Source organism: Allobosea sp. 47.2.35, assembly GCF_024655635.1.
Taxonomy (GTDB): domain Bacteria; phylum Pseudomonadota; class Alphaproteobacteria; order Rhizobiales; family Beijerinckiaceae; genus Allobosea.
Genome location: NZ_JANLGI010000019.1, coordinates 1 through 25,397 on the forward strand (window position 1 = coordinate 1; position 25,397 = coordinate 25,397).

Here is a 25,397-nt window from a genome sequence, read left to right on the forward strand (position 1 = left end):
GAGGCGCCGGCCTGCCCGCGGCGCAAGAACCCGACGGTCTCGCACTCCAGGCTCGCGACGAAGCTGTAGGCGCTGCGGGCTTCCTCCTCCATCAGCTTGCCGCGCTCCATATGCGCTGAGGTGAAGCCCTCCATCACCTCCCCGGTCAGGCGTTCGCCGGCGAGCTTGTAGAGATAGGTCTGCCGGGTCCGGCTCTCGGCACCGCCGCGTCCCTTGGTCAGGATCGAGGCGAACTCGGACGCGGTCGGGATGCCCAGGCGCGCTTGTGCCCATTCCGGGGAGCCTTGTGTGCAGTTGATGATCTCGAGCATGATCAGGCCCGTCCCTTCCTGGCGTTGAGCATCACCAGCGCCTGCCGGAAGCGGCGCGCTGGCAGTTCGGCAAAGGCCTTGATCTTGAAGAAGCGCAGCAGGGCCTCGCGCTCACCGCCGACCTCGTCGATCAGCGCGAGTAGCTCCCGGGTCTGCTGGCGGGTGATGGTCTCACTGGACCCTGCGGCCTTGCCATCATCGTCATCGGTTGCGGCGAGCCCCAACGCTGCCTTCAGCGTCATCCGCTGCAGATAGGTCAGTGTCGATCCGATCGCCTGGATCGCGTTCTTGTCGCCGCTGTGATCGGCGCCGGCCGAGAGGCTGTTCTCCTCGCTATGGCCGTCACGGTGCGAGATCACGCAGGTGATGCTCACCCTCTCGCCGTCACTGCTCGAGCGGAAGCGGTAAGCCAGCCCGTGGCGCGCCAGGGCCGGCCCGATCGCGCGGGCGATCTCGGCCAGATCCTCGTGGCGGTAGTGCTTGCTCCCGATACTGGCGATCTGGGTCTTCGCGATCACCGGAAGCTCTGCCTTGGCGGCTGTCAGTGCGGCTTCAAAAGCGCAGCGTGCATCGTCGGCCCGGCTCCGCTCGTGCAGGCCGATCAGTTGAGACAGCACATGGTCGTCGGCGCCGCGGTCGAGCGCAGAACTCAACAGGCTGAGCGGGGTGATCGTGGGGGCAGGGCCCCGACCGGCAAGCCGAATGGTTGCGGCTGAGCGCCGGTAACGCGCTGCTGCGTTGGTCATTGCCTGGCCCTCCTGCTGAGAGGGCTGCAAGACGCGACGCGATCTGGGCCGAACCGCCAGTCGCGATAGGCTTGCGCGAGTTCAGCCGGGCTGAGCTGCGAGGTAGGGGGCAGGGGCTCTTGGCGCACCTCGTAGGTGAGCGCCCGTGAATCTACGGTAAGCGGAAGAGGCAAACTACGGTTCATCACGATACCCTCAGTGAAACTGCTGACGGGCGAGGGCGATCGCGGGAGCCTCATTCGGCGAGGTCGTCGTCGCTCCAGTTCCGATATCGTCGCGAAACAGCCCGGGGCGGCCCAGCGTCGCAACGGCTTGAAGCCGTTGAAGCGCCGACAGCTCAGCCTTGGCCTCGGCCCATCCGCGCTTCAGGGACTGAGACAGCAACTGGCGTCGTTGCGCCCGACTTTGCAGCCCTGAAAACCGAAGGCGGGCCTGCCGCATGGCGTAGCGCAGGATGCCCGGCTTGTAGAAAATGAGCTTGTGCTTGAACTCCAGGATCAGGGTCATCATCGTCCTCCAGCGACGAAAATCGTCGGTGACGGACGGTTCCCTTCCTGTCGGGGTACCAGTCAACTGGAATAGTCGACGCTCGACGAAAAGCGTTGATCAGGCTATGCCGACTTCATGATCACACCAGCCCAATGCCGCGCGGCCCGCGCACTCCTCGACTGGAGCCAGCAGGACCTCGCAAAGGCCGCACATCTTAGCCTCTCAACAATCCGTGACTTCGAGAAAGGCAGGCGCGTGCCGACCCATAACAACCTCCGCGGGATCAAACTCGCCCTCGAGGAGGAAGGAGTTGAGGTTGGGGCAGAGAGGTCAGGGGTCGCAATAATTAAGCCAAACGCCTAAGTCTGGATCGCGTCGACCAACATGCGAGGCAGAAGAGCTGTCGGACGAGGCCGGCGGCAAAGACCGTCGATCCGATTGAAAAATCCTTTCTCGACAACTCCACTCACCGCTAAGGGGAGAGGCCATAAACGAAAGTTATGGGCGAATTGACAGGTTATCTAATCAGCAGGATTTGTGCCGCTTGCGCTCGATTGACATTGCGCATTGTTTCGACCACTGCCTACTCCATAGTCGTGGTCGACTGCACGCGTCGAGCGTTGACCCGGCTCACGCTCTACTTGGACTTCTTCGACGATCACGCTGGACAATCGAATGTGTGGCATATTTGGGCTTGCCATATCGCGCAAGCATGCAATGGACCGCTCGCAATGGGCGGATGGCATCAAGAAGCTCTTCGAGACTTCCGAGACCCGCGGCAAGGAGGCCGCAGGTATCGCCATTGCGACGGCGCGAGAACTGCTCGTTCATAAGGACTCCGTCTCGGCCAGCGCGATGCTGGCGACGCCGGATTATCAACGCGTGATCAAACAGGCGGAGCAGTGGTTCTCCGAAGACAAGCTTTCCGGCAGCGCGCTCGCTGCGATCGGCCACTCGCGGCTGGTTACGAATGGCCTTCAAGGCATCGACGCCAACAATCAGCCGGTCTGGCGCGACGACGTGGTTCTCGTCCATAACGGGATTGTCGTGAACGTCGATGCGTTGTGGGCTCGCGAGAAGGCGGGTGGCCTTGTTCCGCGCGCGGATGTCGACACGGAGGTCATCGCGGCCCTCGTGCAGAAGCATCGCAACGGCGGTGGGTCGATTTCGGAGACGCTCGGCCGGGTCTATGCCGATATCTATGGCGAGACCTCGATCGCGATGTTCCTGCGCGATGTCGATGCCCTCGTTCTCGCGACCAATACTGGCTCCCTCTATATCGGACGCACGCGCGACGGCGCGGGCCTGTTCTTCGCGTCGGAACGCTACATCTGCGAGCAGCTCATCTCCGGCGCGAAGAAGCTTGCGGGCTTCGAGGGGGCCGAGATCATTCACTTGCGCCCGGGGCAGGGCGCGATCATTCCGCTTGCCACGCTCGACATCGAGCGCTTTGCCGTCGAGCCGCGAGGGGAGACGGGGGAAGTCAAGCTGGCCGCGCCGGCGGTGGAGCCGATGCTGGAGACGCAGCGGCGCGTCGAGGAGAAGTCGACGCGCTACCGCGAGGCGATGCAGGCGATGCGGCGTTGCTCGCGCTGTCTTCTGCCGGAAACGATGCCATTCATCGTCTATGATCAGCAAGGCGTCTGCAATTACTGCCACAGCTATACGCCATGGGTTCGCCGACCGGAGGGTGATCTCGAAGCCGAGCTCGCGAAGTATCGGTCCAAGGATGGCTCGCCCGATTGCGTCGTGGCCTTCTCGGGAGGCCGGGACAGCTCTTATGGGCTGCATCTGCTCAAGACCAAGTATGGGATGACGCCGCTCTGCTTCAGCTATGACTGGGGCATGGTGACGGATCTCGCGCGCCGCAATCAGGCGCGGATGTGCGGCAAGCTCGGTATCGAACACATCTGGATCTCGGCCGATATCAAGCAGAAGCGCGCCAATATCCGGGCCAATGTCCTCGCCTGGCTGAAAAAACCCGACCTTGGACTCATTCCGCTCTTCATGGCGGGCGACAAGCAGTTCTTCTGGCACGCCAGCGAGACGATCAAGGCCACGGGAATTCCGTTGTCGGTGTTCTGCACCAATCGGCTCGAGAAGACGGACTTCAAGACGGGCTTCCTCGGCCTGAGGCCGACGGACAGCGAGATGCGCAACAAGCCGTCGTCGCTGCGGTTGAAGTCCAAGGTGGATCTTGCCTGGGGCTATGGCAGCAGGTTCCTGTCCAACCCCCGTTATCTCAACCGTTCCATTCCGGACACATTGTTCGCGGCGTTCTCGTACTATGGCATCGAACAGGAACATCTTTTCATGTTCGATTATCTTCGCTGGGACGAGGAGACGATCAACCGGGCGTTGATCGATGAATACGATTGGGAAACGGCACCCGACACGCCGTCGACCTGGCGGATCGGCGACGGGACGGCGCCATGGTATAATTACATCTACCACACCGTGGCCGGGTTCACGGAGTTCGACACATTCCGCTCGAACCAGATTCGCGAGGGCATGCTGACGCGAGATGAGGCGCTCGCTTCGCTGGACGAGGTGAATGCCCCGCGGTGGGGAGCTATCCGGGATTACATGCATCTCATCAACGTGGATTTCGATGAGGCCATTCGCGTGGTCGATCGCATGCCCAAGCTCTATCTGGCGTAGATTCTCCTGTTCGGGGTTATTGAGCGGCCTTGCCGCTGCGAAGCGAGGTCGCGATGTCGCGTTGGTTCAGCGTGTCCCTGAAGAAGCGCGTGCTGTTTGGCTGCATCGCGTTGCTCGCATTGGCGGGCGCCGCGGCTGGGACATGGGCATATCGGCAATGGGCCGACCGTACCCCGGATCTTGCGGCACTGCGTGATAGCTTGCGTGCCCGCCTCGATCCCAAATTCCCGGGCAGGGGCGTGACGGACTATCCCGGGAATACGAGCGACGATGTATCCAAGGCCTATGCCATGGTGCTGAAGGCGGAAACCGAATGGGCCCGGCGGACCGGCAGGCCGGTCAGCGAACTGGCCATCGCATCCGGCATGTTCCTGCTGGAGCATTCGGACGAACGCCGTGACGGCTTCCCGGGCTGGGGCGTTCCGATCGCTTGGGATCCCTATGGTGACGGCTCGGTCAACCCGGCTCATACCAAGTATACGATTTCGACCGGCATCGCGATCGACGCTCTATTGGATTGGGCGGAGGTGGATCCGAAAGCGCCACGCGCCCGAATCTTCAATCTGATGATCGGCGCCGCGCGCCCGTATCTGCAAGCGGGAGCGCTGTCACCGTCCGGGTTGCTGCCCTATTCGCTCGAGTCCGTCGACAGACCCTACGACACCTTCAATCCGGCGGCCTATCTTGCCGGTGTCATGCAGCGCCTGAGCGTGTTCCCCGAGGCAGCGGAGATTCGTGACAGTCTGCGCGCTGTCGCCGACAAGACGATCGAAGCGCATCTGGCGCAGCGCCGCTCGACGCAGGCGGGAGCATGGTACTGGAACTATTCGATCAACGAGAACGTCCCCAACGACCTCGCCCATGCCGGCTATGTCATCTACGGCTTGCGCCTTTACGCTCAGGAAGGTGGAAAGCTTGCAGGCAAGCTGGATGTGCCTGCCATCGAGAAACACCTTGCCGATTTCGTCGGGGAGCCGACGGATCGCCTGTTCGCCTGGCCGATGTTCCGGCAGGATACGAACACGCCGGCGCGGTCCTATGATCTGGGGATGGGGCTTTATCTCACCTGCGTTGTCGGCCGGCCCGATCTCACCCATCGCTACGCCAGGTCGCTTGCGCGATACCGGACTCCCGAAGGCGCCTACCTGAAATACCCGCCGGACTACAACGCTCCTGCCCTCAGCGTCAGGGAGTACGAGGCCTATATCCTGCTCGGCCTGTCGCGCTGCGCCGAAAGGCCGGCCCAATGAAGCTGGGGCTGTCGCGCCGAGTGGTTGTCGCCCTTGCGGCGGTTTCTATCCTGGGGCTTGGGGCTGTCGGCACGCTGCGCTTCTTCAAGGCCGAGGCGCTACGGCGCGCCGCGATCACCGTTGCTGCCGATCAGACGCGGCAGCTTGAGACCGCACAGAAGACGATTGCCGAGCTTCGGCAAAACGAGACCTTGGCAATACAGGCTGCTGCTCGCAAGGCTTCTGGGCTGCGCCTGATCGCGATTTCAGAGGAGCATCGACAGGCTGCGGTAGCAGCCATGCCGCCGTTCGAGCCTGATCGGGAAGTCCCGATCCCGTTCACGCATTTCGAGAGCGGCGGGAGCAAGGCGGAGCTTCGCTATACGCCGTCGACGGGGCTGAGCACGCTGGATATTGCCGGTTATCGGGCAGTGACGTTTTCACGCCAGGGATTTCCGCTCAAGTTGGTCAGCCTCGGCCCGAATCGGTTCGCCGTCTTCTTTAGGGAAGTGCCTTCCAGCCGTCTGTTTCTCAGCATTCTGGATGGAATGGAGATGCGGGAAATCCAGCTCGCGGGTCCGGGGGATGCCGAGCCCGTCTTGCGCGAGAGCATAGCCTGGGATGGGCGTTTGCTGGGAATCCTCTACGATAACCAGCGCCGCGTGAACGAAGTCGTGGAGATCGACCTGGCCGCGGCCGCGGAGACACAGGTCCCGCGCGTGATCGCCACCTTGCCGACGCTCGAAGACCCCGCTGGATCGAATTACGAGATGATGGCGACATTGTTCATGTTGCCTGGGCGAGACCGTCTCTGGATCGTCGGGGGGACCTTGGTCTCGACCTTGTCCAAGAATGAATTTGCTGTTGTTGGGCGCCTGTCTGCCTGTGAGCGGGCGCAGGATGTGGCGTTATCTGAGCAGGGACCGACAGTCCTTTGCCTCGCCAAGCGCAAGGATGGGCCAGCTTTTCTGTTGTCGCGCTGGGAGGCGGGTGGCCTTGTTGGCGGATATGAGGACATCGCGGCGGACGGGGTGCCTTTCGATCTAGCAGTCAAGGCGGAGAAGCCGACGACGGATCGGGTTGTCTCCCCTGCCGATGTCGCCGGCTTGTTGCGCCGCGATCTCGCCGGAAACCAGGTTTCAGGGGTGATGGAGCTTGGGACCAACAATCTCGAGGGGCGGGTTGCCTGGTCCCAGATTTATTTCCTCAACGGCCTCCTCGACCTGTTGTTGATCAGCCGGAGTGACGAGCGCGCTTTCGAGCGCTTCGCTCCGCTGATCAGCGAGGTCAAGCGCCGGTTGGATGTCGAGATGTCGGCGCTGGATCGCGTTCTCGCCTCAGCCGTGGGCTATGAGGCGAAAGCCTTCACGGCTCACCGCGAGCCGCGCATTTTTGCCGTCCAGACGGCTCGCCTTTTGCTGCTCGCCAACCGGTATCGGCGCGAGGTTCCACATGGAGCTTCGCTTCCCGCATTTGAAGGGTTGCGGCAGCGGGTCTTCGAGCTGCAAGGACATATCGACGCGTTCCAGGTCTCGTCGGGAGGAGCTGACGAACCGAAGGCAGGCCGCTCCTATCTGATGTGGCCGAAAGGCAGCGCGTTCTATTTCGACGGCCTCAATGTCCCCTACAATCATCAAAACGAATGGGCCTACAGCGTACTGGATACGTTGAAGAGCGAACGCATGCTGGATCAGGCAGATAGCCTTGCCCGGCGGAGAGCGGTGGACATCATCGATCACTTTCTCGAGGGAGTGACGCACCGCGGCGCGATGCCGGAGAGCGGCATCTGGCCTTATTGGTGGGGCCGGGCTGCGCGAAGCTGGACGGAGTCCGACGGGGTCTCGATCAATACGCCCGCCTATCCGGGGGATCGCCTGGATGCCTTCATCTCCTTCAAGTCGATCGACGTGATGTCGGTGCTGTCGGCCGAACGTTTCAGCGAGCCGGCGACGCGACCGGAGTTGATCGCCGGCATTCGGGATCTCGTGGCTAATGGCAGCGTCTATCCTTTCGTATCTGCCTCCTTCGTAGCGCGTGGCTACCTGCCCGAGTTGGAGCCAATTGTCGGGTTGCGCTATGCGCGGATGACCGCGCCCTGGGAGATGCAGAATGCGGTATGGGCTTTGCTATCGCTGCCGCTTGCTGCCGATAAACGGTGAGGTAGGGCGAGAGCCTCGCGATTCAGAGTAGGTCACCCCAAGCGCGGCCCAGCAGCTTCAGGGGGGCGAGGCTGCTTTCTGGATCGCCGGGAGTTGGAGTTTCCGCCCTTCGATCACGGCGGTGGGCTTGGTGCTCCGCTGGCATTTTTGCATCGGCAAGAACGCCTTCTGGGCGTCCGAGAATTTCAAGTCCTCCATCGCCCTCAGCTCCTCCTGCTCCAAGGGAAACGATACGGAAAACTCTAACCCAAAGCTGTACCGTTTTAGGGACCAGATCAGGGCTCTGATCAAAAGCCTGCGGCCATCGTTGGGATTGAGGACCGGCAAGCCGGAAGGCTGATATGATCGGCCATTCGGGAGGTCGCTGTGCGTCACGCAGCTCAACAAGGCCTTACAAAATTCATTGTCGATTGTCGTTGTGCGTATATATGGGCGCAGTAATTCGCGAATTTGTGAATTTATTCGATATTATGAAGATTAAATTAAGTGATTTTTTCAAAAAATTGCCAATATAATCTAAATATTACTAAGAATTCGTTGGAAAGAATATTAATTAATCGTTTTTGTCGCCATTGTTAAAGAATTGAATTAATGCATGCGGCGAATGCAAAATCTGGACCTGTCTTAATTCGAAATAGAGATTGCACTTGATCGTAAGATGCTGCTCTCATTGTTCCAGAAGCGGACATGAGCGGTTTGCTACGACGCCTTCTCGGCTCCCCCCCTGCGGCGCACAGTTGCGCAGATTGGGGTTTTCGAGGTCTCAAGGTCGCCTTGGGACAACAGGACAGTGGACGAAGATCGAGAATGAGCGGTGAGCGGCAAGGCCCGGACATGCTGGGTCCGGAGGGAGGGGCGTTTTCGGTCCGCCGACTCGCCGGCTCGTTCATGGCGCTCAGCCTGAGCCTGGCGGCATCGCGTGGCCTTTCGATCGGCAGTTTGCTGCTGTTTTCTTGGTTCAGCGGCCCTGAACCTTTTGCGCCATTCGGGCTCTACATCGCGTTGGTGACTGTGTTCTGGGTCGCCGTCTTCGGTTGCTATGAGCAGGCTATCCTCGTTGCGCGAGCGGAGGAAACGGCGGCACTCGCTTGGTTGGCCAGCGCGGTCGCGGCGGGCCTCGTTGTGGCCCTGTTCGTTGCCTGCAGCGCAGCCGTGGCATTCGATCTGCCGTTGCCGGAAGGGTTTTCGGATGCGCCTTTTGCACTGCTCTGCATGCCGCTTTCGCTCGCGCTGCGGGCGGCAAATCGGCTCGCACTCATCTTTGCCACGCGAGAAGGCGAATTCGCGCATGTTGCGAGGACGAATTGGATTCAGGCGTCGGTCCAGGGGGCGATGCAGTTACTGCTGCTGGTCGCGGGGCGTGATTATCTGACCTGCCTGATTCTGGCGGATCTTGTCGGGCTCTTCGCTGGAACCGCGGTCATCGGCTTCCGCAGCGTTGGGGTGCAAAGAACGTTGGCCGCCAGTCCTCCCTCCCTATGGCAGATGCGGGACGCTGCTCTCGCCTGGCGGACGATGCCGCTTTGGCGCTTGCCGATGAGTCTCGTTTCGGTTGCTGCGATCAGCTTGCCAGCCCTGACCATCCCTCTCGCTTATCCGTCAGCACTTGCAGGCCAGCTTCTTTTTGCGTTGCGGATGCTTGAAATGCCTTCCTTCGTTGTGACGGGTGCGGTTTCGCCATTGCTGCAACGCCAGCTCTCGGTGCGGGAGCAATCCCCCGGCTTCGCAAAAGCGGCGGTGCTGCTGCTGACATTCGTGGCGGTATCCGGGTTTGCACTCGGAGGCGTGGCGGCGACGATCATCGACGACTATTTCACCGGCTCGCGCTGGTTCGATGCGCTCGCTGCCGTGCCTTGGCTCGTTCCTTATTTCATCGGCTTGACGATCAGCGCTCCACTGGTTGGAGCCGTGATCGGGCCATTGGTTGAACGTCGTTCGATGCTGCTACAGGGATTTTTCTTTGCCCTTTCGCTTGGGGCAGCGGCGCTGCTCTTCGCTCCCATCGACTGGCCGATCCCGCTGCTGGCTTTCGGCTGCGCCATGCTCGTGCGGGCTCTCACCTTTGCGCAACTCTATATCGATGCGCGGCGAGCCAGCGCCAAGAGTTCCTGAGCGGGCGCGATCGCTGCCGATATGCCGGATCGGGCGCCGTTACGCCAGAACGATGCCAGTTCGGGCGAGGCATCTGCCTTTCGGCTGCCCGCGAAGCGATGCTCGATGGGGCATCGATCATCGACGGTCCGGTATATCCTCAATCGAAAGATGCTTGATGGTGAGGTTTCTCGCTTCCCCGATGAAGGCCAGCGCATAATTGCTGGCGCCGCGAGGAACCTTGAACGGCAGTACCGTCTCTTGAGCATCGGGCGTCAGGAAGAACCTCCCGGCAGAGATCCAATCGACCCGGCCGTCGGGCATGGCGTATTGGATGTAGAGAGTGAAGAAACCAGACCCTGACGCGTCGACCCTGGCCTGCCTTTCCTGCCAGCCGTTCGGGGCGGCGTGTCGAAACAGGAGGTCATAGGCCGGTCGGACGGACGAATAGATCGTCGATTGGGGGTAGTTTTCCAGTGTCGTACGAAGATCCTCGAGCCGGGAGCGGAGCAAGAAGGACAAGCCCGGCGTGAAACCTTCCGTCGATATCCGTGACGTCCTCCCCCAGAAGCGGGTTTCGTCCGTGCTCCGGTAGGTCGCGAAAGTGCCGTCCGCGAATACGAGCGCCGTGTGGGACCAGTCTGCGATCGTCGTGCCGCGTGAAGCTTGCGTCCCCTCCGCGCGAGGTGGAACAGCCGTCCTGCAGAGGGCGAAATCCGAAAGGGCGATGTTGCTCGGGGCTCGTCCGACCTTGCGAATGGCGATCCGGAAATCAACGGTGTTGGGGCCGGGAGTGAAGCGGGCCTTTATGTGGCGAGGGTCCTTGTCGATCACTCCGTCCCAAAGGCGCGCGACTTGCGGCTCGACGCCGACTGTACGCTGGACGTACTCGATCGCGTCGATCGCCAGAAAGCCTTCGCCTTGCGCCGTGGCCGTGATGCCGACGGTGTTGGGCGCCGGAACCTGCTGCGACCATGACGTGCGCGGTGGCAGGTCCAACGGGCCGAGCCCCGTGGCGAGGATTTGATCCGCACCGTGATTGGCCGCGAGCAGAAGCGAGTCGGATGATGGGCTGCCCGATCCAGACAGAAACGCGGCGGACACCGTGCCCGTCGAGCGGATCAGATCGAAATTGAGGAAGGGGATACCGGTCAGCGATCGGGCAAGTTTCGTCCAGGAGCCACCCAGCTGCCAGATCGAGAGATCGATATCGGATGCGGGGATGGGGTGGCAGGTTGCAGGCGCCGGATTGTCGCGCAGCGCGAACAGACGATAGCCGCGGTGGTTGCCGATTTCGTCGACGAGTGTCTGGTCGGCGATCAGATCCGAGACCACGGTTCGCGAATAGGTCGGCCAATGGTAGTTTGGCAGCAGAATGAAGCGGATGTTGCGGGCTCGCAGCCAGGCATGGGCCTCGGCGACATCCGTCATTCGATAGAGTGGTTCGACGGCGTTATCGAAATTGTCCAGCCATGGACCCGTGCCGTACAAGGTGAAATCGGCCTGTCGAAAGACGAGCGTGCGCTCGCCGGGCTTCAGATGGCTTTCGATGTAGCGATATAAGGGCGCGCCGGGAAAACGGTCGCTGGCGCGATAGATCGGGGCCCGTTCGCCGATCGTCGCCAGGTCTACCCGGCTCCCGAGATTGGAGAGGCGTGCTGCTGATTGGAGCAGCATCCAGCCGGGAAAGATCAGGAGCAAAGCGGTGGTGGAGATCCGGAGCCAGCGTCCGCGTGTGAGCGCAGTGGCGAGGGCAGGCGCTGCCAGCACAGCGGCAAGCGGGACCAGCGTCATCATGTACCGGGCGTTCTTGATGACGAGGTCGGTGCGGAGCAGAATGGTCAGGCCTGCCATCAGGAAGTAGCAGCAGATCCAGACGGCAAAGACTTTCGACACCGGCTTTGCCGCGCGCCATTTGCGCAGGACCAGCCAAAGGCCGGGGACCAGCAGCCAGAACAGCAAGCTGAATTGAGGGAGTTCGGTAAAGCCCCGAAACAGGCCGAAAGCCATGCGGTCCGTGACGGTCATCAGGTCCCGCCGGTAGCGCTGGTCCGTGTAGAAATCGATCTCGGGCATATCCCAGATCGGCACGCTGTCGTGAATGGGCGTGCCGAAGAGGTAGAGGTTCCTAAAATAGTGGAGCCCCCCGACAAGGAGCGCGGCCATTCCGACGATGAGCGGAATCCGAAGGTTCCGGAAACGGTCAGGCGGGCCGAGCAGCAGCCAGGATGCACCGCCGAAGGCGATGGCGAGAATTCCGATGGAATGCGCAAAGGCTGCTAGGCCGAGAAGGCCACCGGTAAAGGCGGCTTGAGTGGTCGTGGGTTTCTCGATCAGGCTGGCGACGGCGACAGCTGCAGCTATGAAGGCTGTGAGGCGCAGCGGGTCGATGTGATAGCCCACGATCATCGTGACGTAGAGCGGGGACGCGATCAGCAGGATCATCGCGCCGGTCACGGCGATGGGCCGGCGGTCCGGAACGGCGATGGCCACGAGGGCCATGGTCGAGATGAGGCAATAAAGGACGAGAAGCCGGGCCGGCAGGAACGATTCCGCTCCAAGCCAGTGATACCCCCAGACGATATACATGTGATAAGCGGGCGGATGGGACGGTGGCGCAAAGAGGCCGTTCTCCGCCGCAGTGGTGATCGGGTATCCCGAAAGGGAAGCTTGCTGGAATATATTCTTGGCTACGGCCATATATTCAATGGAATCGTTCTCGAAGAACGGCATCGTCGCAATCTGAAATGTAATAAAAAGCAGAATAAAATAGAGCAGGTATTTAAATTTCGTCTCGGCCGCATACGAAAAGGCGTCCCGATAGATCGATAGAAATCTCAAAAATGAATCGCGATGAAACGAGATGGCGAAGATCGATGCCGCCAGAATGTAGATGAATGCATTCTTGTTGAGGAAAGGGATGTTGTAAGAAATATATATCAACAGAGACAGGATGAGCGGAGACGTGGCAATAAGCGCCGCGGCGTTAAATTTACTCTCCTGGGTAGCGCGGTGAAAGATTCTCAGAAGGGCCGTCGGAAGGCACGCAAAGGTTATGGCGATGAAACAGGAGAGCTTTGCGGCATAGATCACAGTTGCGGGCTTTCCGGAGAGGGCGTTTCTGTCGTTGAGTCTGATGAGCGGTGTCGTCGTTCGCCGTTTGCCGGTTTTCTTGCGGAACTGTGATGCCGCTGCCGCTGCCGGACGCTACCAGATATCGGTGCGAGGGGGCAATGCGCTTGCGCTGCCCGACGCTTGCATGTGCGGAACGGCTCTGCCGGGCATGGTCGATTCGATTGAGCCTTGTATTTCGATGCCCGCTTGGGCAGTGTCCCGGCGAAAATACACAAGGGTTTGTCGGCGAGATGGATGATCAAGCCATGCCGCATTCCTGAAGCAAAAAGTTATTGGCGAAGAGCCAGGAGAGTTGGGTGTATAAGGGTAAGATCATATCCGTTGTCGTTCCTTGCTACAACGAAGGGCATCAGATTCACAAAGTTGTGGAAACGATGCCGGATTTCATCGATCATATCGTTATCGTAGACGATCTGAGCAAGGACGATACCGTAGGTGTCGTAAAGGCTCTTCGGGAGAAGCACCCACGGATTACGTTGCTTGAGCATGCCGAGAACCAAGGTGTCGGCGGCGCGATTGCAAGCGGCTACAAGTGGTCTCGCGACAATGATATCGATGCCGCGGTCGTGATGGCCGGCGATGCTCAGATGGACCCGGACGACCTCCCTGCGCTCCTCGATCCCGTTGTGAACGGTGAGGTTGATTACTCGAAGGGGAACAGGCTTATCTGGAGAGGGTCGTATCGCATCATTCCCAAGAAGAGATTCTTCGGGAATTCGATTCTGTCGTTTCTTACAAAGATTGCCTCGGGCTATTGGCACGTCGCGGACTCGCAGACTGGCTACACAGTCATCAACAAGGATGCTTTGGCGACGATTGATTGGGACACCATGTATCGTCGCTATGGTCAGCCGAACGATCTGCTGATCAAGCTCAATATTGATGATTTCCGAGTCAGGGATGTGCCGGTTCGGCCTGTTTATGGCGTCGGAGAGATCAGCGGCATCAAGATTCGGCGCGTGGTGTTCACGATTTCCAACGTGCTCGTTCGCGGGTTCCTCAAGCGGATGTGGGAAAAATACGTCGTCCGCGACTTCCATCCACTCGTGTTGTTCTATCTCTTGGGCGTGCTGATGCTGGGTCTGTTCAGCGTCATGATGCTGCGGGTGATCGTGCTCTGGATCATGGACGGATTCGCCCCGCCGATGTCGGCGATGGCTGCGCTGTTCGCTTTTTCCACGGGGCTGCAGGCGATGTTCTTCGCCATGTGGTTCGACATGGATGCGAACAAGCACCTGCGCTGATGCCGATCGGTCGGGTTTTCCCCGTCCGCGGTTCGGGTGTGCTCCTTTGGGGCGCGTTGTGCGGGATCGTCGTCTATGTCGTCGCGGCGGGCGCCGTCATCATGATGGCAGAGCGTTCTGGGCGAGATGCTGTCGGGTTGCCACACCCGGCAGCGGCGGTGGTCTTCTATGACGACAGTCCGGTGCAGCGGAAGGCGCGCGTTGCCTATGCCGTCGAGCGGTTCCGCGCAGGCGATGTCCAGTATCTCGTGATGGCGGGCGGCTGGCGGCCGGGCCGGGGCGGCTACCAGGGGGCGCGAGAGATGGTGGAGGACGCGCGGGGCATGGGTGTGCCCGATGCGGCCCTCAGATATGACGCCGGCTCCAACGACACTGTTTCCAATCTACGCCAGGCGATGGCGCTCGTGCCGGATCTGGGAGTTCGCGCTGTCGTCATGATCAGCGACAGCTTCCATATCCCGCGCATCGCATCGCTCGCGCCGGTTTTTTGCGCGGATTTTGAGTGCCGCTTCTGGCCGGCCCCTGTGCCCATGACATGGTGGGTTTGGTTTGTGCGCATCAATCACGAGCTGGCTGCCCAGGCCGCGCGACTGCTGCCGCGCGGCCTGCTGGAGATTTGGTTCGACTACCGGCGCCATGCCGGGATCGCACAAGAGGGCGGCGCGCAGGCATGACTGGCACAGGTCTGGAAACTGGCGGGGGCGAGGCCCACAAGGGAACGAGCATCGCAACGGGCGTCCTGTGGAACATCGCTGCCCTCGGGTTCTTGGCCGTCGCCGGCATCGTTCTCAATCTGGTCGTCGGGCGGGTCTATGGGCCGGCGACGCTCGGCGTCTTCAACGTCGCTTTCGCCGTATACATTTTCTTGTCGCAGATTGCGGCCTTCGGGTTGCAGTTCTCGGCACTGCACTCGGTTTCGGTGATGCGGGGCGGGCATGGGGAAGCTTTGTCGCGAACCGTCTACGGCGGGCTTCTGCTCTGCGCCGGGATCGGTGGACTCGTGACCCTTGCGAGTATTTTGGCGGCGCCCCTGATCGCGGCCCTGTTCCCACGCGTGCCAGATCTTTCGACGGCGTGGCTCCTCGTCGCGCCCGGGCTGCTGCCGTTCGCGCTGAACAAGTATATGCTCGGAGTCATCAATGGCATGCAGCATATGCGCGCTTTTGCCGTTCTTCAGGCGGGCCGCTTCATCGGCATTCTGATCGGGCTGGGCGTGATGATCCTCGCGGGCTTGCCCGGGATCTACCTCACGTTCATCCTGGCGCTCGCCGAATTCCTGCTTGCCGGCGTTGCGGGAGCTTACCTTATGAAGGTGGTCCCTCGTCCGAGTGTGGCCGGCATGTCAGCTGAGATGCTGCGCCACGCGCGTTTCGGAATGCGCGTGTTTCCGGCGGGCATGGTGGCGGAACTTAACACCCGCGTCGATGTCCTGATGATCGGGGCGCTGCTCAACGATACCGCTGCTGGGATCTATACGATCGCCTCGCTGGTCTACGAGGCGGCGTTGCAGGCAGTGGTCGTTCTGCGGAATAATATCAATCCGCGCCTGGCGCGGGACATCATGGAGCACCAGAAGGAACATATCCTCGCTTTCAGCCGTCGATTGGGCGTGCTGGTTACGGTGCTTGCGGCGGTCGGGGCATTTGTCGCGATCATTGGCTTCCCGCTGTTCGCTTCGCTTGCTTTTCCCGGAAAGGAGTTCTCGGGAGCGTCGGAGCCATTGTTCTGGCTCATGCTCGCCCTCGTCTTCGCAGCCGCGCCGCTGTGCTACAGCCTGATCCTGTCGCAGGCGGGCAGGCCCGGCTGGCAGAGCGTCGGTATGGTCGCGATGTTGACGATGAACCTGATCTTCAACGCGCTGCTCATTCCAAAGTTCGGGATAGCCGGAGCCGGTATGGCCATGGGCCTTTCGACGGTGCTCGGCGGCGCCCTGATTGTCGCCCTAAGCCGCTTTGTGCTCGGCGTAAGGCTGTTTTTCTGAGGGTATGGCGCCGTTTTTGATGGCCCGTTGCTAAAGCAATGGCCTCCGACTAAGAGGCTCACGAGCGCGCCTGCAAATGGGGTCGGGGCGGCCGCACGTCGCCTATGCCATTGGGGCTTCGGCGCGGCTCAGTGCGGAAGCCGATCTCCGCGACTGTGGGCTTGCTAGGTCCAGATTACCGTCGACAGCTTGAAACGGACGACTGAACGATGTGTGGCCTATTCGGTTCGATCGGGTTTGCGCCGGATATGGCTCGGATCGATCTCGTTTCGCATCGTGGCCCGGATGGGCGGGGTTGGCGCGAATTCGCTTCTCCGGGCGGGCCCGTCGCTCTCGGGCACAGGCGGCTTGCCATCATCGACGTGTCGGATGCTGGGCTGCAGCCGATGTCGGAGCGATCAGGCCGCTACCATCTCGTTTTCAATGGCGAGATCTACAACTATATCGAACTGCGCGACGAGATGCGTGCGAGCGGCGAGATTTTCGAGACGGAATCCGACTCGGAGGTGCTGCTGCGGGCTTACATGCTTTGGGGCGAAGGAGCGTTGAAGCGCCTGCGCGGCATGTTCGCATTTCTTATCTGGGACGATCGGGACAAAACCCTGTTCGCCGCGCGCGACCGTTACGGCATCAAGCCCTTGTATATTGCAGCAAGCGGGCAAGGCGTCGCCTTCGCGTCGGAGATCAAACAGCTTCTCGATCTTGCCGGCGGGACTAGGAGGCTCAATCTGGCGCGTGCCTATGATTTTCTGGCGGACGGCATGTCCGATCACACCGCCGAGACCTTGTTCGAGGGAATTCTCCAGATTCGCGGCGGCGAATACGCCATCGTGGCGGCGCATGCTGCCGCACTCGGGCAGCCGATCGTCAGGCGTTGGCACGAGGTCGCTATGCCGCCCGTGGTCACAATGTCGGAAAAGGATGCGGCGGAGCGTTTCCGGGAGCTGTTGCGCGATTCGGTTCGGCTGCATCTGCGGGCGGATGTGCCAGTCGGCTCCTGCTTGTCGGGGGGGCTGGATTCCTCGTCCATCGTCTGCCTCATGGCCAGGATGTTGCCGGCTGATGGGCTAGGCCTGCACACCGTCTCGGCCTGCTACGCGGACAAGTCGGTGGACGAGAAGCCGTTCATGGATGCGGTCATCGAGGCAACGGGAGCGCAGGCGCATTTCGTTTTCCCACGAGCCGAGGACGTCTTCCAGCGCGTTGCCGATATCACCTGGCATCAAGATGAGCCCTTCGGTTCGAGCTCGATCTTCGCCCAGTGGTGTGTTTTCGAAACGGCCAAGGCTGCCTGCATCAAGGTCATGCTCGACGGTCAGGGAGCTGACGAAATCCTGGCCGGGTACCACGGTCTTTTTCCGACCTATTTGGCGGAGCTGGCACGGTCGATGCGTCTGATGCAGCTCGCGCGGACAATGGCGGAGCGGCGTTCCATGCATGGTCAGGGCGTGGGAAGGCAGGCGGCGGGGTTGATCTACTCGCTGGCGCCAGACGGCATGAAAAGGCTGGTTCGCGGCGCGCGACATGACCATTTGCAGCATGGCTGGCTGTCCACGGATACATTGGCGTCGCTTGAGCATCGTCCATCGGCTCTCGAGACCGCCGCAGCATCGCTAGGGCTGAAGGCGCCCGGCGATATCGCCTCGATCTGTCTGGTGATGGCGCATTCCTCCAACCTGCCCATGCTGTTGCATTGGGAGGATCGCAACAGCATGGCGCATGGGATCGAGGCCCGTGTCCCGTTTCTCGATCATCCGCTTGTCGACTTCGCCCTCGGTCTCGGCAGCCAGCACAAGCTGGTCGGGGCTGATACCAAGCGGGTTCTGCGGCGGGCCATGGCCGATGTCCTCCCCCCTGCAGTCAGTGCGAGGCGCGATAAGCTCGGCTTTGCGACGCCGGAAGCCGCCTGGTTCCGCGGGCCGCTTAGACAGTTGGTGGAGGATGGAGTCGAACGGACATTGCGCACGTTGCCCGGGTTGCTCGATCCAGCCGGTACGAGGCGCTTCGCGTCGAAGATGCTGTCGGGCGCGGCACCCCTTGATTTCAGTTTGTGGAGGATCATCAGCCTCGGTATCTGGGCCGAGCGCTTCAAGGTCTCTCTCGGCTAGTGCACTTGGCGTCCAGCAGTCTTGCTCGATGTCACTCTGTCTAGGCGCAATTTCTGACGCTCCAGGCAGCGATGCGTTGGCGAGCGCCCTGGATGTAGGCAGTTCCCTTGCTCGACATGGAAACCGCCGCCCCCCAGCGCAGCCTCTGCGCTGGCGACGATCGCCCTCCGGTTCAGGAGGGGTAGAACTTCGTCACTCTTTCGGTTGTCTCGGTCGACCTGCGACTGTCGTGTGGGACCGCTCACCGGCCTCGTATTCGACAGTGGTGGCTCTTGCCATACAATTTTGAGGTTGTTGCGGGCGAGCAGTTTGATTAGGCGAATGGACCGTTGCCGGAAATGGACAAGGCGGTTGTTCGTTCGGATATCCTGCGTGAATGGGACAGGCTTCTCCCCGGAAAAGAGGGGCGGGATCAGCGTGCGGACTATCTTGAGGTGACCGTCATTCGAGACAAGCAGGCCGTGGCGGCGATCACCAGCAATACCGATGACCATCCGACCTTCGAGTATTATTGGCTGCGTCAGATGTTTGGGCGTTGGGTATCGCCCAGATTAGAGGTTTCGTCGACCGCCTTATGAGCGCTTTAGAAAGCATGTTCCCGTTGTTATCGAGCCATAGACCCCAGGCTTTCTGAGTCGGGGCGCTTGGAGCACAGTGTCGTCGGTTTGCGCTGAGGAAATGCTCTGACAGGCCGTGCCGGAGGCACGGTCTTTGGCATCTCGGTCTCACAAGGCTCCTATAAGGGGGCCTTCCTGCCTGTGCGTTCGACGATATCGAGCAGGCGTTTGCCTTCCGTTTCGAAATTGAAGGCTTCAGCGGCTCGAAGGCTGTTTCGCTTGCACTGGTCGATCTGCTCTGGCGTCAACGTGTTCAGCAGCTCCGCGATGGCATCGGCGGAAAAAGCCACCAGCAAGGCCCCACAGGCTGTCCCTTCGATGATCTTGCGTATTTCGGGCAGGTCGCTGCTGACCACCATCAGCCCGGCGGCCAGATATTCGAAGAGCTTGTTGGGGAGTGCGAAACGCGCATGAATTGTGCTGTTGGATAGCAGGAAGATACCGATATCGGCGTCGCGCGCGGCTTCAACTACACGATGGGGCGGGACCGCCGGCTCGAACCGGACGCGATCTCCAAGGGCTGCCGCGCGGTTCACGAGTGCCTCGCGGAAGTCGCCTGCGCTTTCGCCGCGAATGGTAAGCCTGTATTGCGCCGGCCAGGCATGAACGCTGTCGATGAGCGTTTCCAGGCCGCGCCGTGGTGCAACGACGCCATGATACAGGACGTGGGTCGTCGAACCCGTCTGCCGAAACACGCCGGGTTGTTTTCGGGGCATATTGGCGATCACATCGGGCTTGACGGGCAGGGCGTAGCGTTCGGCGAGCGCCTCGCTCAATCCGGAGCTCACGGCGATGACCGCATCGGCTTCGCGAATGAAGCGGTTTTCTATCCAGGCGACATGCTGTTGTGCGAGGAGCCGCCAGGGCTTGCTGTCAGCGAATTCTTCTGTCGCGAATTCATGACTGTCGTAGATGATGCGCGCGTTGCAGGCGCGCTTGGCGGCACTCGCAAGGGGCAGGGCGCGCCAGTCATTGGCGATAACCAGGTCAGGGCGGTAATCCAGCAGCTGTCTTCTAGCAGCCAGGCGGGTGAGGGAGGCCCAGTAAAGCAAGCTGGCTGAGGCGGGCCAAAGGCTCGCAGGAGCGTGCCTGCCGACGAGGCCGAGACGTATGCGCAGGTTCGAGCCGGGGCCAGGTAATGGGGCCACGTCGTTGACCGGCGTTTCGGGCAGGGGTGCTTGCGCGAAGATGCGCACCGCATGTCCGGCCTGAGACAGCAACTCAGCATGACGCAACACGCGGGAATCGTGCCGCAGCGGTCCGATGCAAACCAATGCGATCTTCATGGATGAACTGCTGAGGGTAACGGGGGGCAGCACTCGATCAGGAGCGCGGCCGTGTCCGCGGCACGGTAGCGCCAATCATATTGCATCTCAACCGCACGGCGGCCGCGTGCGCCCATCGTCGTCGCCTCCGTCCGATCCGCGGCGACCTGTGCGACCGCGCCGGCGAGCGCGACCGGGTTGGCAGACGGGAAGACGAGGCCGCAAGCGTTGTCCCGCACGACCTCGGCCTGATAGGGCAGATCGCTGGCGATGACAGGGCGGCCGCTCGCCATGCTTTCGAACAGCTTGAGCGGCGCGACGCCACCCTCTTCGCGGCGGCCATGTCTTTCGATAGGGCAGAGATTGACGAGCGCGCGTGCAGCCAGGCCAGCGATATCGGGTTTGGGCAGATAGCCCAGGGCGATCACGCGCTGATCGTGCTCAGCTGCCGCCCTCACCGATGCGAGCCCCGGCCCGTGGCCTGCAACGACGAGCTTCACATTGGGCGGCCAGCTTGGGTCGGAAATGGCGGACAGCATCGTGTCGACACCGTGCCAAGCCACTAGGCCGCCGAAGAAGAAAGCGTAATCGCCTGCGATGGTCGGACCGCCAACCGCTCCGGGTTTGAATTCCTCGGAATCGGCTCCGTTCGGGATGAGCCGCACATCGATCTTGCTGCCGATCGTTTCGCGCAGCCAGCTCTGCAAGCCGGGTGTCACGGTAACGAGCATGCTGGCTGTGCGATATTGCCGATGCTGGATCCAGGTCAGCAACCGGGTTGCAATCGGAAGTAGGCCGTGGCTGACTCCGATATCCGCCGTGCGGCCATTGACCTCGTGGACGATTGGCTTGCCCAGAAGCCGGGCTCCTGTCGAGAACGCCAGTGCAGCCGGATGGGCTCGGACATAGGCGATGTCGGCTCGCCGAAGCGCGATGAATGCCTGCCAGCTGAGCCGCGCATAGTCCGACAGGCGACGCAAGGCCGAGCGTCGGGGTTCGTCAGCTTTGGCGTGCACTGCAAAAAGAGCGACCGGCAGGCCTAGATTGTTGGCGATCGCATGGACATGCGTAGCTGCCGCCTGCCCGGGTTGCAGGCTCTCCAGGCAAAGATAGACGACCTTGGGGCGTGTGCCGTCTCTCTGGACTCGCGCGACGTCGCCCACCACTAAGCTGCAGCGGCACTTCTCAGAGCGCCTCGCACCGCCTCGATGACGTAATTCTGCGTCGCCTCGTCGAGATAGGGATGCATCGGCAGCGCGACGACCTCCTGCGCGACGCGTTCGGAGATCGGCAGGCCGTTCCCGGCGACCGGATAGTGCTTGTAGGCGGTTTGCTGGTGCAGGGGCTTCGGGTAATAGACCGTGGTCGGCACGCCCTTGGCCTTCAGCGCAGCCTGGAAGGCGTCGCGGCGGTCGGCCGCGACGCGGATGGTGTACTGAGCCCAGGTCGAGACGCAGTCCGCCATGACATGGGGCGTCACGACGAGGTCCTTGAGCGCGGCCGTGTAGCGGGCTGCCACGACCTGCCGCTTCTCGATCTCCTCGGCATAGACCTTGAGCTTCTCGATCAGCACGGCGGCCTGGATGGTGTCGAGCCGCGAGTTCACGCCGACGCGGACATTGTCATATTTGTACGAGCCCTTGCCGTGGAAGCGCAGCGACATCAGCAGCGCGGCATGCTCGTCGCTGTCGGTCAGGATCGCGCCGCCATCGCCATAGCAGCCGAGCGGCTTGGCCGGGAAGAAGCTTGTGGTCGCGAAATCGCCGATCGCGCCGGCAACGCGGCCCTTGTAGCGGGCGCCGTAGCCCTGCGCGGAATCCGAGATCAGGATGAGGCCGTTCTGCTTGCAGAAGGCCTCGATCGGCTCGTAGTCGCAGGCCTGGCCGAAGAGATCGACGCTTATCAGGGCGCGCGGGTTGAGCTTGTGCTGCTTCGCTGTCTCAAGCGCGGCGCCGAGGCTCTTGGGGTCGATATTGTAGGTCGCTTCGTCGATCTCGGCGAAGACCGGGGTCGCACCCATCCAGGCGACGACCTCGGCGGTCGCGGCGAAGGTGAAGCTCGGGCAGATCACGGCGTCGCCGGGGCCGATGCCGAGCGCTTCGAGCACGAGGATCAGCGCGTCCGTGCCGTTGGCGACGCCGATCGCATGCTTCGCGCCGCAGAAGGCGGCGAGCCCGGTCTCGAACCGCTGGACCTGTTCGCCGAGGATGTAGTTGCCGTCATGGACGACCTTGAGGATGGCCTCGTCCATGGCCTTGCCGATGTACTGGCGCTGGGCCTTGAGGTCGATGAACTCGATCGTGGGACGCTCGCTCATCAGGCAATCTCCTCAAGCTGCTCCGGGCTGATTTCCCGGTAGCGCGTTCCAGTCAGCGGGCAGGTCAGGTCCGGCCCGAGCCTCTCGCCGGCCTTGCTCATCCAGCCGATCCGGCGTGCAGGGACCCCGGCCATCAGAGCATAGTCGGGCACGTCCTTCGTCACCACCGCGCCGGCGGCAATGAAGCAATACGCGCCGAGCGTATGGCCGCAAACGATGGTCGCGTTGGCGCCGATGCTCGCGCCGCGCTTCACCAGCGTGCGGCGGAACTCGGCCTTGCGGTTCATGAAGGCGCGCGGGTTGTTGACGTTGGTGAAGACGCAGGACGGGCCGCAGAACACGTCCGCTTCCAGCTCGACGCCATCATAGAGCGCGACGTTGTTCTGGATCTTGCAGCCGTCGCCGATCGTCACCCGCGGCCCGGCCATCACGTTCTGGCCGAGCACGCAATCCTTGCCGATCGTGGTCTGGCCCAGCACATGCACGAAATGCCAGATCCTGGTGCCGGTGCCGAGCGTCGCGCCCTCGTCGACATAGGCGCTTTCATGGACGAGCGCGCCGGGAAAGCGCGGGTGTTCCCGCATCTGCGACGCGCCGGCCATGCTTTAGCCCTTGAGGTATTTGGCGACGAAGGGATGCGTCTCGCCGGCGGTTACGACCGGGGCGTTGCGGAACTGCGAGACGACCTCGATCGAGAACCGGACATCCTCGAGGCCGTAACCCTTGCCGGCGAGGATCTCCTCGTAGCTGCGCGTGTGCAGGTCGGTGAAACCCTCGGAGAACTCGACCTCCTCGCCGTCCATGGTGATTGAGCGATAGGTCGTCTTCTGGCCCTTGACGCTGTCGGGCAGGTCGTTGGCGTCGACCGAGAGGAACCAACGCACATCGGCCTTCTCATAGGAGAGCAGGCCGCCGGCACGCTCGCCCTCGCGCAGGTTCGCCGTCTGCGACTGCAGGGGGCCGAACACATAGGCGAGCATGTCGAAGAAATGGACGCCGATATTGGTGGCGACGCCGCCGGACTTGGAAACGTCGCCCTTCCAGGAGGCGTGATACCAGCGGCCGCGCGAGGTGATGTAGGTCAGATCGACCGAATGGCGCTCGTTGGAGGTGGCGATGCGCTCCTTCAACGCCTGGATCGCCGGGTGCAGGCGCAGCTGGAGGATGGTGTTGACCTTGCGGCCCGAGTCGCGCTCGATCTCGATCAGCCCGTCGATGTTCCAGGGATTGAGGACGAGCGGCTTCTCGCAGATCACGTCGCTGCCGGCGCGCAGGCCGAAGCGGATATGGGCGTCGTGCAGGTAGTTGGGCGAGCAGATGGAGACATAGTCGATGTGCTCGCCGCGGCGATGCAGCTTGTCGACGTGGCGGTCGAAGCGCTCGAACTCCGTGAAGAAATGCGCCTGCGGGAAATGGCTGTCGATGATTCCCACGGAATCGTTGGGATCGAAGGCGACCTTCAGGTCGCCGCCGACGGCCTTGATGGCCTTCATATGGCGCGGCGCGATATAGCCGGCAGCACCGATCAGCGCGAATGACGTCATGATGTGTTCTCTGGCGTTTCCCGGGGTGTCTCGGCTCAGGCCTTGACGATATTAGCGCCGGTCAGGCCGGCCTTGGCGCAGGCATTGCGCGTATCGACGACGAGGCGCGCCGCAGCGACGAGTGCCTTGTAGTCGACCGCGTCATGGTCCGTCGCGATCAGCACGGCGTCATAGCCTTTGATCGTTTCCGGTGAAAGCGCGACTGAGGCACGGCCGGTCAGGTTGGCATGCTCGCGGGTGGGGGGAATCACCGGTACATGCGGATCGTGATAATCGGCCTTGGCGCCGCGCTCCTCGAGCAATTCGATCAGGCGCAGCGAGGGGCTCTCGCGCATGTCGTCGATGTTCTTCTTGTAGGCGATGCCCATCACCAGGATACTCGCCTTGCTCAGGCCGCGGCCCTGCTGGCGGTCGAGCGCCTCGGCGATCCGGTCGATCACCCAATGCGGCATGGCCGTGTTGATCTGTCCGGCGAGCTCTATGAAGCGGGTGGTGACGTCGAACTCGCGCGCCTTCCATGTCAGGTAGAACGGGTCGATCGGGATGCAGTGGCCGCCGAGGCCGGGGCCCGGATAGAACGGCATGAAGCCGAAGGGCTTGGTCTTGGCGGCGTCGATCACCTCCCAGACGTCGATGCCCATCTTGCCGTAGATCACCTTGAGCTCGTTCACGAGCGCGATGTTGACGGCGCGGAAGATGTTCTCAGTCAGCTTGACCGCCTCGGCCGTGGCCGAGGAGGAAACCGGCACAGTCTTGACCACAAGGGCGCCATACACCGCGTTGGCGAGTTCCAGCGCGTCGGCACCATCGCCGCCGACGACTTTCGGAATGGTCGAGGTGCCGAAATCAGGATTGCCGGGGTCCTCGCGCTCGGGCGAGAAGGCGAGGTAGAAATCGACGCCGCTCTTCAGGCCGGTCGCCTCAAAGACCGGGCGCATGACCTCGTCGGTCGTGCCGGGCCAGGTCGTCGATTCCAGCACGACGAGATGGCCCTTGCGCAGGCGCGGTGCGATAGCCCGGGCCGTCGCCTCGACATAGCTCAGGTCGGGCTCGCGATGCTTGGTCAGCGGCGTCGGCACGGCGATGATAATCGCATCGACGTCGCGCAGCTCGTCGAAATCGGTCGTGGCGCGGAAGCGGTCTTCCTTGATCGCGGCGGCGATGGCCTCGGTCGGGATGTGTTTGATGAAGCTCTCGCCGCGGTTGATCTGCGCGACGCGCTTGGCGTCGATGTCGACGCCGACGACCTCGAAGCCGGCCTTGCAGGCCGTCAGGGCCAGCGGAATACCGACATAGCCGAGACCGATGATGCCGATTCGGTAGTTCTTCGTGGCGATGCGCGTGAGCAGGCCGGAAAGGTCGGAACCAGTGACGGGGCGAGGAGACGCCGAAGCTGACATGAGCGGCTTTCCGCTGGAAGAGCGCACATGGCGCGAAATCAAGTTTCAAGGGAGGCTTTGCCGTTCGGTTAGAACGATGTCAACCTGAGGTGCTTCCGCT

General features: G+C 61.8%; 20 protein-coding genes. 10 read left to right on the top strand and 10 right to left on the bottom strand.

All coding sequences use genetic code 11. The annotated features are described in order from the left end of the window. From NUV79_RS20245 to NUV79_RS20255, 3 genes are all read right to left on the bottom strand, one after another. The coding region (locus NUV79_RS20245; RefSeq protein ID WP_257734874.1) for a YqaJ viral recombinase family protein at positions 1-311 on the bottom strand (311 nt) is incomplete at its 3' end. Between the two features lie 2 nt (positions 312-313). Continuing rightward, entirely contained in the window at positions 314-1,087 is a 774-nt protein-coding gene (locus NUV79_RS20250) for an ERF family protein (protein WP_257734875.1), read from the bottom strand. Between the two features lie 165 nt (positions 1,088-1,252). Beyond that, a complete protein-coding gene (locus tag NUV79_RS20255) occupies positions 1,253-1,564 on the bottom strand; it encodes a hypothetical protein (protein WP_257734876.1) in 312 nt (103 codons plus the stop codon). Positions 1,565-1,681: 117 nt separating this feature from the next. On the opposite strand from NUV79_RS20255, the gene NUV79_RS20260 reads away from it, so the two are divergent. The 5 genes from NUV79_RS20260 (at position 1,682) to NUV79_RS20280 (ending at position 9,707) form a co-directional block, all read left to right on the top strand. Next, positions 1,682-1,909, top strand: a complete 228-nt coding sequence (locus NUV79_RS20260) for a helix-turn-helix domain-containing protein (protein WP_257734877.1) — start codon at positions 1,682-1,684, stop codon at positions 1,907-1,909. A 354-nt stretch (positions 1,910-2,263) separates the two neighbouring features. Further along, on the top strand, positions 2,264-4,207 hold the full coding sequence (locus NUV79_RS20265) for a hypothetical protein (protein ID WP_257734878.1): 1,944 nt from the start codon (positions 2,264-2,266) through the stop codon (positions 4,205-4,207). A gap of 53 nt (positions 4,208-4,260) precedes the next feature. Beyond that, the gene (locus NUV79_RS20270) at positions 4,261-5,457 is read left to right on the top strand and encodes a hypothetical protein (protein ID WP_257734879.1); all 1,197 of its coding nucleotides are present in this window, start codon (positions 4,261-4,263) and stop codon (positions 5,455-5,457) included. Further along, on the top strand, positions 5,454-7,595 hold the full coding sequence (locus NUV79_RS20275; RefSeq protein WP_257734880.1) for a hypothetical protein: 2,142 nt from the start codon (positions 5,454-5,456) through the stop codon (positions 7,593-7,595). The genes NUV79_RS20270 and NUV79_RS20275 overlap by 4 nt, the downstream gene beginning before the upstream one ends. Positions 7,596-8,402: 807 nt before the next feature. Next, a complete protein-coding gene (locus NUV79_RS20280; RefSeq protein WP_257734881.1) occupies positions 8,403-9,707 on the top strand; it encodes a polysaccharide biosynthesis protein in 1,305 nt (434 codons plus the stop codon). A gap of 117 nt (positions 9,708-9,824) precedes the next feature. Here the strand turns inward: NUV79_RS20280 and NUV79_RS20285 are convergent, their stop codons facing one another. Beyond that, positions 9,825-12,779, bottom strand: coding sequence for a hypothetical protein (locus tag NUV79_RS20285; RefSeq protein ID WP_257734882.1), 2,955 nt, complete (start codon positions 12,777-12,779; stop codon positions 9,825-9,827). Between the two features lie 338 nt (positions 12,780-13,117). Between NUV79_RS20285 and NUV79_RS20290 the strand changes: the two genes are divergently transcribed. From NUV79_RS20290 to NUV79_RS20310, 5 genes are all read left to right on the top strand, one after another. Then, on the top strand, positions 13,118-14,065 hold the full coding sequence (locus tag NUV79_RS20290) for a glycosyltransferase family 2 protein (RefSeq protein ID WP_257734883.1): 948 nt from the start codon (positions 13,118-13,120) through the stop codon (positions 14,063-14,065). After that, positions 14,065-14,739 carry a YdcF family protein gene (locus NUV79_RS20295; RefSeq protein ID WP_257734884.1) on the top strand — a complete coding sequence of 225 codons (675 nt, stop codon included), beginning with the start codon at positions 14,065-14,067 and terminating at the stop codon, positions 14,737-14,739. Before NUV79_RS20290 ends, NUV79_RS20295 begins: the two co-directional genes overlap by 1 nt. Then, the gene (locus tag NUV79_RS20300; protein ID WP_257734885.1) at positions 14,736-16,046 is read left to right on the top strand and encodes an oligosaccharide flippase family protein; all 1,311 of its coding nucleotides are present in this window, start codon (positions 14,736-14,738) and stop codon (positions 16,044-16,046) included. The genes NUV79_RS20295 and NUV79_RS20300 overlap by 4 nt, the downstream gene beginning before the upstream one ends. A gap of 248 nt (positions 16,047-16,294) precedes the next feature. Beyond that, positions 16,295-18,154, top strand: a complete 1,860-nt coding sequence (gene asnB, locus NUV79_RS20305; RefSeq protein ID WP_257734886.1) for an asparagine synthase (glutamine-hydrolyzing) — start codon at positions 16,295-16,297, stop codon at positions 18,152-18,154. Between the two features lie 338 nt (positions 18,155-18,492). Continuing rightward, complete coding sequence (locus tag NUV79_RS20310) at positions 18,493-18,732, top strand: hypothetical protein (protein WP_257734887.1); 240 nt, start codon at positions 18,493-18,495, stop codon at positions 18,730-18,732. A 158-nt stretch (positions 18,733-18,890) separates the two neighbouring features. On the opposite strand, the gene NUV79_RS20315 is transcribed toward NUV79_RS20310, so the two are convergent. From NUV79_RS20315 to NUV79_RS20340, 6 genes are read right to left on the bottom strand one after another with little or no spacing between them, the layout of a single operon-like run. Then, on the bottom strand, positions 18,891-20,057 hold the full coding sequence (locus NUV79_RS20315; RefSeq protein WP_257734888.1) for a glycosyltransferase: 1,167 nt from the start codon (positions 20,055-20,057) through the stop codon (positions 18,891-18,893). Then, positions 20,054-21,199: a glycosyltransferase family 4 protein gene (locus NUV79_RS20320; RefSeq protein WP_257734889.1), complete on the bottom strand. Its 1,146-nt coding sequence runs from the start codon at positions 21,197-21,199 to the stop codon at positions 20,054-20,056. The genes NUV79_RS20315 and NUV79_RS20320 overlap by 4 nt, the downstream gene beginning before the upstream one ends. A gap of 2 nt (positions 21,200-21,201) precedes the next feature. Continuing rightward, positions 21,202-22,353: a DegT/DnrJ/EryC1/StrS family aminotransferase gene (locus tag NUV79_RS20325; protein WP_257734890.1), complete on the bottom strand. Its 1,152-nt coding sequence runs from the start codon at positions 22,351-22,353 to the stop codon at positions 21,202-21,204. Then, positions 22,353-22,955: an acyltransferase gene (locus tag NUV79_RS20330; RefSeq protein ID WP_308218226.1), complete on the bottom strand. Its 603-nt coding sequence runs from the start codon at positions 22,953-22,955 to the stop codon at positions 22,353-22,355. Before NUV79_RS20330 ends, NUV79_RS20325 begins: the two co-directional genes overlap by 1 nt. A 3-nt stretch (positions 22,956-22,958) precedes the next feature. Next, complete coding sequence (locus NUV79_RS20335) at positions 22,959-23,897, bottom strand: Gfo/Idh/MocA family oxidoreductase (RefSeq protein ID WP_257734891.1); 939 nt, start codon at positions 23,895-23,897, stop codon at positions 22,959-22,961. 35 nt (positions 23,898-23,932) lie between these two features. After that, complete coding sequence (locus NUV79_RS20340) at positions 23,933-25,297, bottom strand: nucleotide sugar dehydrogenase (RefSeq protein ID WP_257734892.1); 1,365 nt, start codon at positions 25,295-25,297, stop codon at positions 23,933-23,935. Positions 25,298-25,397: the final 100 nt, after the last annotated feature.

Coding starts and splice junctions, on each gene's coding strand:
- NUV79_RS20255 (WP_257734876.1), bottom strand. CDS start 1,564: ATGACCCTGATCCTGGAGTTCAAGCACAAGCTCATTTTCTACAAGCCG.
- NUV79_RS20260 (WP_257734877.1), top strand. CDS start 1,682: ATGATCACACCAGCCCAATGCCGCGCGGCCCGCGCACTCCTCGACTGG.
- NUV79_RS20265 (WP_257734878.1), top strand. CDS start 2,264: ATGGACCGCTCGCAATGGGCGGATGGCATCAAGAAGCTCTTCGAGACT.
- NUV79_RS20270 (WP_257734879.1), top strand. CDS start 4,261: ATGTCGCGTTGGTTCAGCGTGTCCCTGAAGAAGCGCGTGCTGTTTGGC.
- NUV79_RS20275 (WP_257734880.1), top strand. CDS start 5,454: ATGAAGCTGGGGCTGTCGCGCCGAGTGGTTGTCGCCCTTGCGGCGGTT.
- NUV79_RS20280 (WP_257734881.1), top strand. CDS start 8,403: ATGAGCGGTGAGCGGCAAGGCCCGGACATGCTGGGTCCGGAGGGAGGG.
- NUV79_RS20295 (WP_257734884.1), top strand. CDS start 14,065: ATGCCGATCGGTCGGGTTTTCCCCGTCCGCGGTTCGGGTGTGCTCCTT.
- NUV79_RS20300 (WP_257734885.1), top strand. CDS start 14,736: ATGACTGGCACAGGTCTGGAAACTGGCGGGGGCGAGGCCCACAAGGGA.
- asnB (WP_257734886.1), top strand. CDS start 16,295: ATGGCTCGGATCGATCTCGTTTCGCATCGTGGCCCGGATGGGCGGGGT.
- NUV79_RS20310 (WP_257734887.1), top strand. CDS start 18,493: ATGGACAAGGCGGTTGTTCGTTCGGATATCCTGCGTGAATGGGACAGG.
- NUV79_RS20315 (WP_257734888.1), bottom strand. CDS start 20,057: ATGAAGATCGCATTGGTTTGCATCGGACCGCTGCGGCACGATTCCCGC.
- NUV79_RS20325 (WP_257734890.1), bottom strand. CDS start 22,353: ATGAGCGAGCGTCCCACGATCGAGTTCATCGACCTCAAGGCCCAGCGC.
- NUV79_RS20330 (WP_308218226.1), bottom strand. CDS start 22,955: ATGGCCGGCGCGTCGCAGATGCGGGAACACCCGCGCTTTCCCGGCGCG.
- NUV79_RS20335 (WP_257734891.1), bottom strand. CDS start 23,897: ATGACGTCATTCGCGCTGATCGGTGCTGCCGGCTATATCGCGCCGCGC.
- NUV79_RS20340 (WP_257734892.1), bottom strand. CDS start 25,297: ATGTCAGCTTCGGCGTCTCCTCGCCCCGTCACTGGTTCCGACCTTTCC.